Here is a 14,732-nt window from a genome sequence, read left to right on the forward strand (position 1 = left end):
GAGAATGGCTATCCTTGAGCTTTATTTGGTGGGACATACAACAGGGAGCCGCCAAGCGGGAATTGATGATGTTGTCGCACTTGCTAGCAGCTTTAAATGTCCGTTGCGATCGCTTTCCCATCCCTGAGCCTCGATTTGTGGAAAGGGAGCGACGGCATTGGAGATTGACGGTGAATTAACAGCAGGACTTTCTGAAGGAATATTCGCTGTTTTCGTAATGTTAGATGATTGATGAGCTTGTAGCCTTGACCATCGCAAATCTCGCCAAATGGAATTACTAGCTAGAGGTTGCGTCGCATCATTAGGAACACCTCCACGTCCAGTCACAATAAATTCATTACCTCGAAACCTTTCACAGGATGCCGCAATTTGCTTGTCGGATGTTAGGTCAGTAGGCAGCTTAACTAAGCCTCGACTCAAATTATTCTCAGGTGAGAGAATTTCCACAGTGCCATTAAATTGCGAACCTAGAGCCGAAGTCGCCGTAATATCACTTAGTGGTGTTAGGACATTACTTGTCTGAAATCCAATCACACCTTGGGCAGTGATAATAATCTGTCCTCCAAAACTATTGGCAGCATTTGCAGTGATATCGCTGTTTTCCGTAGGCACGGCAACCAGAAAATTAGTATTAATCGCAATGTTACCGCCGATCGCAGATCCCAAGGCGTTAGTAGAAATGAGACTGCCATTGCGTAGAACGATAAGTTGCGAATTCAAGTTGATATTGCCACGATTGCCACCTGCGGAATCAATATTGATGCGCCCATTATCAAGCAGAATTGATGGTGTATTAATGGTGATATTCCCCACTAACCCAGTTCCCGCAGGAGCACCAGCAACACTAGGAAAGTTACTGGCACTGATAATGCCTCCATCACGAACACTAAGGCGATCGCTATTGACGACAATATTGCCTCCATTGCCAGTGTCAAAGATGGCGTTAGCAAATAAGCCACTACGTCCGCGAGTTACCTGTCCCGCAATATCAATCGTCTTAGCAGTGACCAATAATAGACCTGCATTGCCACTACCAGCAGTACCAACTGAAATCTGCGCCCCATTCAAGATTGATAAATTATCCGTTGCAATATTTAGAATATTGCCATTTCCTGTAGCACCAAACTGGACGGCATTGGCAATTCCTGTTGGCTTAGTTGATGTCCCGATGAGATTAATATTTTTGGCGGCAATGTCAATTTTGCCTGTATTACCTATCCCAAAGGTAAGATTTGTCAGTTGAGCACCGTTAGAGATTTGCAAATTATTAGTATTGATTTGGATGTCGCCACTATTTCCTGTCACACCTGTATCAAGAACTTGAGAAAACACACCGCTAACATAAAAATTTGAATTGGATATCCCAGATAGGGAAATATCATTAGCATTAATTTTGATATTGCCTGCATTACCAGTTCCTAGTACCCCAGCCGAAATCTGCGCCCCATTTGTTAACTCTAACCTGTTGGTAGCGATTGTGATATTGCTGCCATTGCCTGTAGAACTCGACCCTGTATCCGTAAATATCCCACCGGGAAAAGGAACCGTGGATTCTCCTGTTGCCGCGAGAAGTTCGATCGCACGGACAAATATTTCACCGCCATTTCCACTACCTAAGGTAGATGATAGAAGCACGGAGCCATCATTCAAAGTTACTTGTCTGCCCTGTACCTGAATGCTACCCCCAGCATTACCACTCGTATCCGCCATCGCCGCTTGTTCTAGGCGAATATTTCCAAGGTTTGGTGCATTGTCGTAGTTCAATAGCCAGCCACTAGCAGTTTGAGTAATTCCTACAAACCCATTGCCCTGCACACTCCCCAGTTCGATGCGTCCACTATCAGCAGTCAAATTCGCACCTGTCAACGTTACATCTCCACCAACAATCGCCAAAGTACGACCACTCGACACATTTAAAGATGGATTGCCAGAGCGCAAAATCTCTAAAAAGGTAGGAGGAGCAAAATCTAAGCCATTGCCATTGCCCTGTGCAGTGATCGCGCCATTCGTTAATCCTGAGAATTGCAGCCCTGAGGGCACGCTGACGAGCAGCAGGGGCGAAGTAATTTGTGTACTAGCATTGGCTCTAAATTCAGTACCATCAAGAAACCGCACACTATTTGCTGTAGTCCCTAAGAATGATCCCCCAATATTTAAGCTGGCATTTTGACCAAAAATAATTCCATTGGGATTAAGCAAAAATAAGTTAGCAGAGCCACTAGCTTGAATAGTTCCATCGATATTGGAAATAGAACTCCCAGTTACCCGAACGAGAATATTTTGGATAGAGAGAGCATTGTTGAAAAAGGCAGTAGACCCAGTAGGGACAGAAAACTGGCTAAAGCTATGAAATAAATTATTGTTAGCCGTTGTCCCTCCTGTAATTGTAAACAAGGGATTGCCTGTGACCACGGAAGGATTTGGTAATGTGGCATCTGGCGTAATTTGAGCAAATGTTGACTGAGGAATAAAAACAGCAGGGCTACTAGCAAAGACAAAGGCGGCGATCGCACCTCTTAGCCGATTCCATTGCAAAGTTTTCATGTCTTCCTCACATACTTACAAAATAACTACTAGTAAATGTCACTTTTTGTCGCTATGATACAGCGCTTAAAGTCCAAATTTGAGATTCAGTGATTCATCTTAATTAAAGAAGTGATGATTTGCCTCACTATGCGAGACAAATCATCACACTAAAATCATTAATTCTTTAATTTCCTAAGGTTATAAATTATTGGGGAATTGATTCTGTGAACGTAAGTCAAGCTATATGAATGGAGATATTTCATAGATGCGGTTACCTTTTATATCTATTGTTATGAAACCTATTGTTTTTGGCACAATCGCCTTATCAGCTTGGTGGGTTGCCATAACTCCCATTCTCGCCCAATCGCTGAAGCCATCCGATTTAGTACCAACGACACCTACCGCCCCAGAAGTTCCCCCACAATTTCTGCCGCCTGTTGACAATCTATTAAAACCAAATAACCAACAAACTAATCCGTCTCTAGAATCGCCCGATCCTAGCAAAACTTTTGTTGTCCGAGAGTTTCGCGTAATCGATAGCACGGTGTTTTCTGCCGATGAGTTGGCTGCTGCTGTGAAGCCTTTTACAAATCGTCCGATTAGATTTGCAGACCTATTACAAGCTAGAGTTGCGATCGCTGATTTGTATATTCGTAATGGCTACATCACCTCAGGCGCTTTTATCCCTCCCCAAGAAACAAATAATGGCATAGTCACAATTCAAGTAATTGAAGGCAAATTAGAAGATATTCAGATTACAGGTACTAATCGACTTGATCCCAGCTATATCAGATCGCGGCTAGAAGTGGCAACTGGAGCACCATTAAATCGCGATCGCCTACTTAATGCCTTGCAACTACTGCAAATCGATCCTCTATTAGAATCCGTCTCAGCCGAACTAAAGGCTGGACAGAAATTAGGGACAAATGTATTGGCGATTAAAGTTACTGAAGCAAAATCATTTAGCGTAAGGGCAAATCTAGATAATTCCGCTCCCGCAAGTGTTGGTCAATTACAACGCCAAGTGGAAGTCAATGAGCGAAATGTCAGTGGTGTAGGCGATCGGCTTGCCCTCATTTACGGTAATACCGATGGGCGTAGTCAGTATAATCTCAGCTATACCATTCCTATTAATCCTTACAATGGCTCTCTCAGCCTGAGTTTCAATAATGCCAATAGCAACATTATCACTCCAGAATTTAAGAGCCTTGATATATTTTCCAACTCAACGGTTTATGATCTAACCTTCCGTCAACCTCTGGTGCAAACACCTGCCCAAGAATTTGCACTGGGAGCGACACTTTCCCATAGCGAAAGCTTCACCACTCTACTTAAGCTACCAATTCCAATCTCATCTGGGTCTGACGATTTTGGCAGAACTAAGCTGACCACCTTTCGCTTTTTTCAAGACTACACACAGAGGAGTAGTCAGGATATTCTCGCCTTGCGATCGCAGATTAGTTTTGGCTTAGGTGGGGTACTCAATTCTACAATCAACGCCAATTTCCCCGATAGCCGTTTTGTTGCTTGGCGGGGACAAGCTCAATATATTAGACAGCTAGACGATGATGCCTTACTAATTGTGAGCGGTGGCTTACAATTTGCAGATCGTCCCTTGCCTGCGATAGAACAGTTTAGTGTAGGCGGGAGCCTAACTGGACGAGGATATCGCCAAGATGCACTAGTTGGAGATAACGGTATGAACGTTTCCATTGAAGCCCGTCTACCTGTTGTGAGCTTTCAAGAAATTCGCGGCTTATTGCAGATTGCCCCCTTTATTGATGTTGGTACAGTGCAGAACCAAAATAGTTCAGATACTTCCTCCAACACTTGGCTAATAGGAACGGGTTTAGGATTACGTTGGCAAATGGGCGATCGCCTAATTGCTAGATTTGACTACGGATTTCCGCTAATTCCCATTAAAGGAAGCCGTAACTCATGGCAGGAAAATGGTATTTATTTCTCGCTTTCCTATGGACTGTTTTAATACAATTACAGAACTTTGCATTGATATAAAACGTTTTGCATCCACTTAAAACTTGAAGATGCTTTACCACCATCCACAAAAAGGAATAGTACAAACTCTTCCCGATGGGTCTTCTTCATCTGATAACGCCGCAATCTTTTGTGTAGATTGTGCGGATACCTTAGGAGACTGAGATTCTAAATTTGAAGCTATATTTTTAGGCTGAGAAAGTGCCAAGGTCACAGTACTTAAAGTAATTAGGCTAGATGCAGCGATCGCGGAAGCAGAAAAGAAAGAAGAGATTTTCATGGCTAACCCCAAGTGTTTTACAATTTGATTTCAAGGGAACTAATTTTAGAATCAAGTTAACAAATTGTCTTGATTCTCCCACCCCATGCACATAGATAAAAAATCAGAAAAACTTGTCTCAATATCCATTTTTATGGATATATAAACCAGTGTAATTGAGAAAAACTTCGTAGTAATTAACTACAAAATTACTATATTCTATTTCGAGAGTTAATGTCTATACTAGCAAGTTATAGAAAAGTTATTACAGTATTTTTTTAATTAAAGTACCTACGGCTTCGACTTCGCTCAACCAACGTTGGTTGAGCGAAGTCGAAGCCATACAAAATCGGTGGTACCTTTTTTCTCATCAAGTCCCTAAGTATTATAAATATCAAAGGGATATTCAAGTCTATTTGAATATCCCTTTGATATTTATCAAATTTGTTTTAAGATAAACTCGCCAAAAAGTCTTCAATAATACTCCACCATCCACAGAGCGGATTTTTCACATTACAATCTCTGCCTGCAATTTTTGAACTAGAAGGTGTAGATATTTGAGAAGGTTGAGATTCTAAGTTAGTAGCAATATTAGACGGTTGAGAAAAGGCTAAAGCAATGGCGCTTAAATTAGAAGCAGCGATCGCAACAACAAAGCCGATAGATGAAGGTTTCATAATTAACTCCTAAAAGTATAAGGTTTGAGTTCAAGTAAAATTTCAAATCAGTTAAGTAATTAAGTTCTAGAGCAACATTGACAGGGAGTCATACTACTGATGAAGTCAGACATAATCGATTAATTCTCTAAATCTTTACTAAAGTATTTAATTGGGTTTCCCTCCCTTGAAATCGGTCTATATTATAATAATTTTGTGAAAAATTTAGCCACACATAATTATTAGATTAAGTATTATCTAATAACTCAATAATGGAATCATATAGCCGTTTGAATTTTTTGTCAGCAGTAAAAAGTTATATATAAGTGATAAATTTCACTAGATTATGCAAGATCATATTTGATGGCTAAACATCTCTCTAAAGAATCTTGCTAAAGAGAGTACTTAAATCGATCTTTTATATTAAGTTGAGATACTATTTTTATGAATAGCTAATAACTGATCAGCTTGATAAACTAAATATTTAGACTCATCAATTAACTCTGCAATGGACAAATTTATAGTCTTTTGCTCCATATACTCTGGTAAATGTGAGAATTTCTTATCAAGATTAGAATGAACTGAATTATTTGATTTATCCATTTGACTCTTAACTGGTGAATTAGTATCAATATTTTTGTTACACATAATTTTGATCCTATTACCACATATTATTTATTCTTCCTGAGAAACAACTAGTGGAAAGACCACAAAGCTCCTTCACTCAACCACCAAAGTCCAAAGGATCTAGAGTCATCTAACTTAAAATTGTTGGATGTGCTAGCAGTTAATTGCAAATTGTCTTTATTACCAAAACTCACAGTATTAGAAAGAGCCGAGCTGATTGGGGCGATCGCATTAATATCAAAGTCATTATTAAAAATTTGCTGAGAGATCGCCAGAGAGTCGTTATTCTGTGAATTGGAAGATACTGAGAAGAAATCTAAATTGCCAGATTGAGAAGTATTGCTCATAGAGAGCTGATATTTACCCAATTCTTCTCCCACTAAGGATTTTCCATCTTCTTTACCAGTTAGAGGATTGGTAGCTATATTTGAAATATCCTGATTTGGAGAAAGATTTTGGCTATCTAGTCCATCATCTAAAGTTTCAAAAACGGACTGCTCTGAAACGACTTGGCTAAACTGTTGCCACCAATTAGTACTACGTGCAAAGCTCTCTTGCCACCAACTACCTGTTCTAGCATTAGTAGTAGAAGGAGTAAATGTATTGAATGGGAGATAAATATCGCTACTATCAAGCATCAATCCTAACGCGCTGGAGATATCTTGTTTTGTCTTAGTATTTGCAGATTGTTGAGCTTGTGTATATAACCTGATTGACTGACAAAAGTCTATGAAGCATAGTCGAGAGTAGAAGCATAGAACTCAATGCGGAATAATTTCTGAAGATGTTTTCGACGAGAAGCAATAGCAGGGTGAGAGTCAAGATAAGAAGTAAAAGAGTAGAAAGGCAAGAAAGCCCAGTTTTTAGTGATAGCGGTGTGAATCCAGTTCCAGCCAATCTTGAGATAACTAAGCCCACGAAACCAATGAGGATCAACCAAACGACGATAGCCAGAATCAGCAACCGCCAGTCCTTGAGCCGTTAAAAACAAGGTGGTCAGTGCTATCACAAAACAAAGGCGAGAAATGGCAGGAGCCGAACGTAAACGCGAAGATTCTAAATCAAAGCCATTAGATTTATCATCCAAGAAATTCTCCTCAATATCGAATCTCAGACCATACTCCCAAAAAGTTTGGAGTGTGGTAGGTTCAGTACTGAGAATATACCAATACTCTCGGCTCCCAGATTCCCAAGCCGCCGCAATATGCACATCGGTAAGACGCTTGGACTCAGTTTTGTGAACTTTAACATTGTGGATCAACTTAGCTTCACCAAGACGAAGATGTAATTGTTTGACTGTTTGCCAGCCATGCTTGGGGCATATATCCAGAAATTACCCTTGATCCGAATCCGACATTGCCATTTTAATTCCCACACATAGCGCACCAGTTCTGGATTAGCAAATGCTCGGTCTGCTAATAAAACTACTTTGACATTCACGGGCAACAGTTTCGATGCGCGTTTGAGCATGTCTTGATAGCTACTCATCTCCACACTACTACTGCGATGTTTGATTACACGCCAACATAACGGTAAAGCTCTTCCCTGATGAACTACACACAATCGGATCATGCTGTATTCTTCCCACAGTTGACTGGTATCAAAACTCAGATATATTTCTGGCTCTTTCCATTTAGCGATTAACTCTTTGATTACTGGACTGTATAGCTTAGCTGGATTTATGCGCGGATTGTTCAGCCATCTTGATAGTTGTCTTTGCGTGCTTTGGGCGATCAATGCTTTTGTGTTGATATGGCTTAACCACTTCGTTAAATTCACACTCCCTGTGGCGATCATTCCCACCATCATCCACGCCATTACTCCCAAATGGCGCACATCTGACCACTGGCTGTATTGACTCCCGAATTTTATTAGTTCATTATAGATACGTGAGGCGTTTTGGGTCATTTGTCCTATGCTCCTTTTTCTTCAAAAAACAGCATACGCCTCTTTTTTACTCAAATTCAATCTCTGTATACTTTCTCGCAACTTCTCTTACCACTTTTGTCAGTCAATCAGGTATATAACTGACTATAGTTAAGGGCGCTAGTAGCTTGAGAGTTAATGTCCCAACCAATGACATTAAAAGCATTCAAGTCTTGTTGAGAAACTACCGCAACTGCTCCTTTTTTTATCTCGGCATTCATGATTCCACCCGAAACCCAATGGCTTGCTTGCAAGCCATTTCCTCCTAGTTTGGCATTAGAACCTTTCTGAAAACTACCTAACGAATTAGTTCCATCTAAAGAAAAGAAAGGGTTTGAACCGGGGGATAAATCAACTTGATACTTACCACTACGATAGGAATAACGGAAAAGATCTAGGGGAGTAGCAATATCTGGACGCATCATCGCCTTTGATGAGTACAAATAGGAGCTTGGATCATCCCAAGGTTGATCGACACTGCTTTGAAAGCCTAATATATGACCGATTTCATGCAGTGCAACGCCAATAAAGTCGATGGTATTGTTTGGTGTCGTATTTGTACGGCTGAAGTTGTAATCCCAAGTAGTCTTTTGTCCTGTCAAATCGCGCATGACTACATAGCCATCTAGTACGCTCTGCCCATTTATGGGATAGAGATTGAGAGCCTTGACATTCGCACTATTTAACTCCACCATCGTTCCAATTTGCGAGCTATCAACAAGCTTATTCGGATTGAATATATCGATATTCTGAACGTCAGCATTAAAGTAGCTACTAAATATATCAGCATTGGATTTTATCGCCGAACTGTCAATGCTAGATGAGACATCATAACCAAGCGCTTGTTTAAAAATATAGTATTGATTTTCATTGGCACGAGCAACCGAACCAGCAATAATGTTGTCATTAGGGAAAACAGATTGAATATCAACACCAATATTGACAGTAACATTATCAGTTAAGTACGAAGACCAAATTTTTCCTGCAAACTCAAATGCGGTCATTTGAGTCTGTGATACCCCTTGAGAATAGCTAAAGTTAAATTGCATTGCTTGTTCACCCTAAAAAATTACATATATCCCCCACAAGCTATTTTTTCTTACTTTGATTTCATAAAGTCAGATTTAAACTGTCTAAAAATATTATTAGATTTAGAAGATTTAGATATCTAATCTCAATCAAACAAGATAGTCATATAACGATCACATAATTATTATGTTGAATTCTTTAAATCTGTTGACTAAATAATTCAATAAATTAGATATAACAGGATTTCAATCTTTTAACTATTCCTAAAAGTTATTAGTAAGTTATATACAGTCCTAAATCATTTGTAGATTTTTGGATTTGTGGAAGCGCAGACCGAAGGGGTGCGCTTTCACAAATCATTTAGGATTGCTATATCTTTTTATCAATAACTAACGGACAGTCCACCAAGATACTTCTCTGAGCCACCAAGGAGCCAGTGAATTTGAGTCATCTGTTAGATTAAATTTATCTAATGTGCTAGAAGTCCCTTGTAAGTTGTCTTTATTTCCTAAGCTGATATTAGAAAGAGCCGAGCTGATTGGCGCGATCGCATTAATATCAAAGTCATTATTGAAAATTTGCTGAGCGATCACTAGAGAGTCGTTATTCTGTGAATTGGAAGATACTGAGAAGAAATCTAAATTGCCAGATTGAGAAATATTGCTCATAGAGAGCTGATATTTACCCAATTCTTCTCCCACTAAGGATTTCCCATCTTCTTTACCAGTTAGAGGATTGGTAGCTATATTTGAAATATCCTGATTTGGAGAAGGATTTTGGCTATCTAGTCCATCATCTAAAGTTTCAAAAACGGACTGAGCTGAGAGGGTTTGACTAAATGTTTGCCACCAATTAGTAGTACGGGCAAAGTATTCTTGCCACCATGTACCTGACCTTGCAGAAGTTGTTCCTAAAGTTTCGGCTCCTGTAAGTTGAAGATAAACATCACTACTATCAAGCATCAATCCCACTGCACTAGAGAGACTTCCTTTGGTTTTAGTGCTAGCAATTTGTTGAGCTTGTGTATATAACTGACCGTAGTTAATTGCCGTATTAACACCTTGGGGATTCACATCCCAGCCGATCGCATCAAAGGAATTCAAATCCAATTGAGAAATCTTAGCAACCGTTCCTTTCTTAATCTCTGCATTCATGATGCCACCCGTAGTCCAGTGGCTACCCTGTAAGCCATTGCCACCTAAGACAGTATTAGAGCCTGTTTGTAGATTACCTAAAACGGTATTACCATCTAAAGAGAAGAAAGGATTTGCCCCAGGAGATAGATCCACTTGACTATTGCCGCCACGGGAGGAATAACGGAACAAATCGAGAGGAGTAGCAATATTGGCACGATTACCAATGCTTTGAGTATATAAATCGCGATTGACTGTCGGATCAATCCAAGGTTGATCGACACTACTTTGAAAGCCTAAAATATGACCGATTTCATGCAGAGCAACGCCGATAAAGTCAACAGTAGTTGTAGAGCTGCCACTTGTACGACCGAAGTTGTAATCCCAAGACGTACCCGTACCAGTTAGGTCGCGCATGACGATATAGCCATCAAGTACACTTGCACCATTAGTAGGATTGAGATTCAGGGCTTTGGCATTGGCACTGTTTAACTCCATGTAATTACCCATCTGTGTGCTATTGATGAGTGCCCCAGTTTGGTAGTTTACTGCCTGAAGGTCAGCCGCAAAGTTGCCACCTCTATTTGCTTTAGAGCCAATTGCCGAGCTGTCAATGCTAGATTTAGTGTCAGCTTTGAGCGCGTTATTAAATGTTGTGTATAGGCTTTGATTGGCGCGAGCCACCGAACCTGCAATAACATTAGCGATCGGAAAACTGGCTTGTAGGTCAACAGCAAGATTAACTGTAATGTTATCTGTCAAGTACGAAGACCAAATTTTTCCTGCAAACTCAAATGCAGTAATTTGAGTTTGTGATACTCCTTGAGAATAGCTAAAGTTAAATTGCATTACTTAATTCACCCCGAAAAATTAAACGTATCTCCCCCATTCAACAGTTGTTTTTAGCCTCAGCTTATACTCATATTCCTCAAATTAGCTAAAAATCTAATTAGATTTATATGCTTGGTTTCGACTAAATTCAAGATCAAATCAAATAGTCATATAACAGTCATATAACTTTTTTGTTTGATTCTTTAAAACAATTAAATCGCTTCAACCATATGAATATACAGGAGCTTACAGGTTTTAACAATCTCTAAAAGTTATTACTAAGTTATATGTTTATTAATAGTTGATAGATGTTTGATTAGTACTTGGCTAATAGGTATAAAGGTCTTCTAGCATGTCACAAAAATAGAATTTTGCTCTAATCAATAACCCCCAAAAACTATTTTTCTCGCCAATATAGAAATCCTAAATGGTTTTTTGAAGCACGCCTCGAATGGGTGCGCTTCAACAAACCTAAAAATCTACAAATGATTTAGGAGTGCTATATAGCGCAACGCGCTTAAACTCCAGAGTAATTTTTGAAGGCGCAGGGTTCTTAATTTTACGGCACGACCTGCCAAAAAATACAAATAAGTAGCTGGGCATAATTAAAAACCAGAGTCAAAAGCTGTGGCGCACGCTGCGCGTGCGCCACAGCTTTTGGGTTTTATATTTAATTGCGCCTTACTTATGGCGATCGCACTTTCACTACAGCATTTTTCAAATGAGTGCGTACTCATTTGAAAACAAAACATCAATTCCCATAAAAGTTTCGAGATTTCACTTTGCCTACGGCAAAATGAAAAATACCTGCAACAGAATAGAAAATGCCAAGTAGTCCTAAAGAGGATAGGCGGCGCGCCGCGCCGCCTATCCTCTTTAGGACTACCAAAACGTCATTGCTGCATAGGGATTGCTTGCAGTAAAGTATGCACAAAAATTGTTCATACTCAGGTTTTGACATAGGTTTATAGATTTTTTATGGATTTATTTGTACTGAAATGAGCACCGCAGGACATTTATTGCTAATCTTGCGTTAACTTAAAGCAAGATCTTGGAATCTTTAGAAACAACTATCGCGTAGGCGCGTTACCTGTCATTTTTATGGAAGCTTTCAATCCGATTCCTCCAGAGTGGGTCGAAAAGGCTACACATGCCCATAGTTTTTGTTGTCCTAAATGTGGGCAGCCACCAAGTAAAGCTGAGGCTGTGTGGATTAACCGTCGATCGCCTGTTTATACGGAAAACCATCAACGCAAGTGGCAAGAATTTTATCAATGTGAGTGCCAATCGGCTTGGTGGGCTTGGAGCAACGATCGCCCACCATCAGAATTTAGCGATCGCGCTCTGCGGAACAACTATGATGACAATTTGAATTGAGTAAATGAGGAGATCGCAAGTTGTCTTAGTTTTAGCTTTGTTTTTTGTGGCAGGGGCATATGCTAGCTTTTTGCCAGATTGGACAGGCTTTTATACGGTATTTGGCATCGGCTTTGGCTTGTCGCTGGTGGTTCCTGCTGTCTGGAGATTAGGACCTAAGCGTTGGGTATATCTATTAGCAACCTTGATTGCAATTTTTGCTTGTTTCTATGTCAAACTTCGCACGCCCCAGCCCCAAGCAAATGACATTTCTAAATATGCACCTCTCTCTAATGTGATCGTGCGAGGAAATGTGGTGGAAGCACCTAGTTTGACTCGTAGTGAGAGAGCCAAGTTTTTGTTAGAAGTTAAAGAAATTAACACCTCTGGCAAGTTAAGTGTGAAAGATTCTAGGCAAAATACCGAGAATCAGCCTAATGCCGCAAATGTGAAGCCTGATGAAGCAAATAAGTTTGTGGCAGCGTCAGGTAAGTTATATATCACTGTGCCATTGATTGAGGTGACGGGTTTACGGTCAGGACAAGCGATCGAACTTTCAGGAAGATTGTATTTGCCCAGTCGTGCCGATAATTTTGGAGCCTTTGATTTTAAATCCTATTTAGCACGTCAAGGTGTATTTGCGGGTTTGAGTGGGCGATCGCTAGTTTTGCAAGGCGATCCACCAAGTTTTGGAGAATGGTGGTTTATCAGCAAGATTGTCCGCGCCCATGTCATGGGGGCAGGTGTCCCCGAAGGTTCGCTACTTAGCTCCTTAGTCTTGGGTAGTCGAGCAGTAGATTTACCTAGTGATTTAAAAGATGCCTTTATCCAAGCGGGATTAGCAGCAGTATTAGCAGCTTCAGGTTTTCAGGTGACATTAGTACTAGGAGCTGCGATCGCGATCAGTCGCAATAGCTCACTGAAAATGCAATTTTTGATTGGGAGCCTTTGCTTAGGCGGATATTTATTACTGACAGGGGCTAGTCCGTCTATTTTACGTGCCGTGGTGATGGGCTTTGGCAGCCTGATCGGCTTGGTAGTCCAACGCCGTAGTCGTCCCGTAATTGGTTTAGTAATTACGGCGGTATTGTTATTACTCTATCAACCTCTCTGGATTTGGGATTTAGGCTTTCAGTTTAGTTTTTTGGCAACCTTTGGACTGCTCACTACCTCACGGTCGATTTCTGAGCGTTTAGAATGGCTACCACCTGCGATCGCCGAATTACTTTCTGTCCCGATCGCTGCTTATATCTGGACATTACCATTACAACTATTGGTATTTGGTAAACTCACCCCCTATAGCCTGCTGGCTAATGTCATTACCACGCCCCTAGTATCCATATCAACCTATGGCGGCATCATTAGTGGACTATTGGGTATTATCTTTGTGCCTATTGGTGCGGCGATCGCATGGTTGCTCTATCCTTTACTGCACTGGACAATTGACCTTGCTCAATGGATTAACACCCTACCTAACGCCAGTACAAATGTTGGTGCAATCCATCTCTGGCAAATGTTGCTTGCCTATGCTTTATTTATGGCGATTTGGCTTTTGCCTTGGTTTGGCAAAATGCAACGCTGGACGATTGCCTTTGTACTTGCCTGTGTAGTCCTATTTGTCCCCAATGCGATCGCCCAATCCACCAGCTTTCAAGTGACATTACCAGCATTTAATGACGTGCCGATTATGTTTATTAGAAATCAAAATCAAACGGTACTAATTAATAGCGGCGATCAGCAATTTGCCACTTTCACCTTGCAGCCACTATTACAAAAACTAGGGGTAAATCGCATCGATTGGGCAATTTCTACGGATACCCAACCTGATGTCAGTGATGGCTGGAATGCTCTAATTTCTAACTCAATGGCAATCGCCCAGTTTCGAGATATCAGCCTCGGTGTAACACCCAAGCCCTATCAAAATCTGCAACAAGCCCTTGCAAATGCCAAAACCCCTTTAGCTTCGATCAAGGCAGGGGAAACTATCACAATTAATAATCAAGTGGAGGTGCAACTAGTTAATCAATCTCCCGATATCATCAAAATCAAAACTGGTGAGCTATCTTGGTTGCTACTCGCCAATATTGATCAAAAAGCGCAACAGGTACTTATCTCTCAAAAAGACCTACTCCCAAAATTATCCGCTAATATTCTTTGGTGGACAGGTGGACAAATTGATCGCAAAATTTTGGACGCGATCGCCCCTAAAATTGCGATCGCTTCGGCAACTAGTGTTGGCGAAGAAATGGTGAATCAACTTTATGAATCTAAAGTCCGCATTTTTTGGACAGGTCGCGATGGTTCCATCCAATGGAATCCTGACAAAGATTTTCACACCCTGCGTGATCAGCAAGATTCGCGATCGCCAATTTGATTTCCGATTTGATTTAAAGA

12 protein-coding genes are annotated in these 14,732 nt (G+C 40.6%); 3 read left to right on the top strand and 9 right to left on the bottom strand.

The window, feature by feature from the left end; translation table 11 throughout:
* Positions 1 to 21 precede the first annotated feature (21 nt).
* A complete protein-coding gene (locus HC246_RS16065) occupies positions 22 to 2,544 on the bottom strand; it encodes a two-partner secretion domain-containing protein (protein WP_169364262.1) in 2,523 nt (840 codons plus the stop codon).
* Positions 2,545 to 2,818: 274 nt separating this feature from the next.
* Between HC246_RS16065 and HC246_RS16070 the strand changes: the two genes are divergently transcribed.
* Entirely contained in the window at positions 2,819 to 4,513 is a 1,695-nt protein-coding gene (locus HC246_RS16070) for a ShlB/FhaC/HecB family hemolysin secretion/activation protein (protein ID WP_169364263.1), read from the top strand.
* 63 nt (positions 4,514 to 4,576) lie between these two features.
* Here HC246_RS16070 and HC246_RS16075 read toward each other — a convergent pair whose 3' ends face one another.
* The 8 genes from HC246_RS16075 to HC246_RS16110 form a co-directional block, all read right to left on the bottom strand.
* On the bottom strand, positions 4,577 to 4,801 hold the full coding sequence (locus HC246_RS16075) for a hypothetical protein (RefSeq protein WP_169364264.1): 225 nt from the start codon (positions 4,799 to 4,801) through the stop codon (positions 4,577 to 4,579).
* 428 nt (positions 4,802 to 5,229) lie between these two features.
* Entirely contained in the window at positions 5,230 to 5,457 is a 228-nt protein-coding gene (locus HC246_RS16080) for a hypothetical protein (RefSeq protein ID WP_169364265.1), read from the bottom strand.
* 402 nt (positions 5,458 to 5,859) lie between these two features.
* On the bottom strand, positions 5,860 to 6,084 hold the full coding sequence (locus tag HC246_RS16085; RefSeq protein WP_169364266.1) for a hypothetical protein: 225 nt from the start codon (positions 6,082 to 6,084) through the stop codon (positions 5,860 to 5,862).
* A 47-nt stretch (positions 6,085 to 6,131) separates the two neighbouring features.
* Positions 6,132 to 6,701, bottom strand: coding sequence for a hypothetical protein (locus tag HC246_RS16090; protein ID WP_169364267.1), 570 nt, complete (start codon positions 6,699 to 6,701; stop codon positions 6,132 to 6,134).
* A gap of 89 nt (positions 6,702 to 6,790) precedes the next feature.
* Positions 6,791 to 7,324: a hypothetical protein gene (locus tag HC246_RS25965; protein ID WP_225902967.1), complete on the bottom strand. Its 534-nt coding sequence runs from the start codon at positions 7,322 to 7,324 to the stop codon at positions 6,791 to 6,793.
* Complete coding sequence (locus tag HC246_RS16100; protein ID WP_169364268.1) at positions 7,321 to 7,971, bottom strand: hypothetical protein; 651 nt, start codon at positions 7,969 to 7,971, stop codon at positions 7,321 to 7,323. The genes HC246_RS25965 and HC246_RS16100 overlap by 4 nt, the downstream gene beginning before the upstream one ends.
* A 107-nt stretch (positions 7,972 to 8,078) precedes the next feature.
* Complete coding sequence (locus HC246_RS16105) at positions 8,079 to 9,038, bottom strand: NF038122 family metalloprotease (protein WP_169364269.1); 960 nt, start codon at positions 9,036 to 9,038, stop codon at positions 8,079 to 8,081.
* A 369-nt stretch (positions 9,039 to 9,407) separates the two neighbouring features.
* The gene (locus HC246_RS16110; RefSeq protein WP_169364270.1) at positions 9,408 to 11,000 is read right to left on the bottom strand and encodes an NF038122 family metalloprotease; all 1,593 of its coding nucleotides are present in this window, start codon (positions 10,998 to 11,000) and stop codon (positions 9,408 to 9,410) included.
* Between the two features lie 1,083 nt (positions 11,001 to 12,083).
* Here HC246_RS16110 and HC246_RS16115 point away from each other — a divergent pair.
* Together HC246_RS16115 and HC246_RS16120 are read left to right on the top strand one after the other, a co-directional pair.
* A complete protein-coding gene (locus tag HC246_RS16115) occupies positions 12,084 to 12,359 on the top strand; it encodes a hypothetical protein (RefSeq protein WP_169364271.1) in 276 nt (91 codons plus the stop codon).
* Between the two features lie 4 nt (positions 12,360 to 12,363).
* A complete protein-coding gene (locus HC246_RS16120) occupies positions 12,364 to 14,712 on the top strand; it encodes a ComEC/Rec2 family competence protein (RefSeq protein WP_169364272.1) in 2,349 nt (782 codons plus the stop codon).
* Positions 14,713 to 14,732: the final 20 nt, after the last annotated feature.

This window comes from Pseudanabaena yagii GIHE-NHR1 (genome assembly GCF_012863495.1).
Classification (GTDB): domain Bacteria; phylum Cyanobacteriota; class Cyanobacteriia; order Pseudanabaenales; family Pseudanabaenaceae; genus Pseudanabaena; species Pseudanabaena yagii.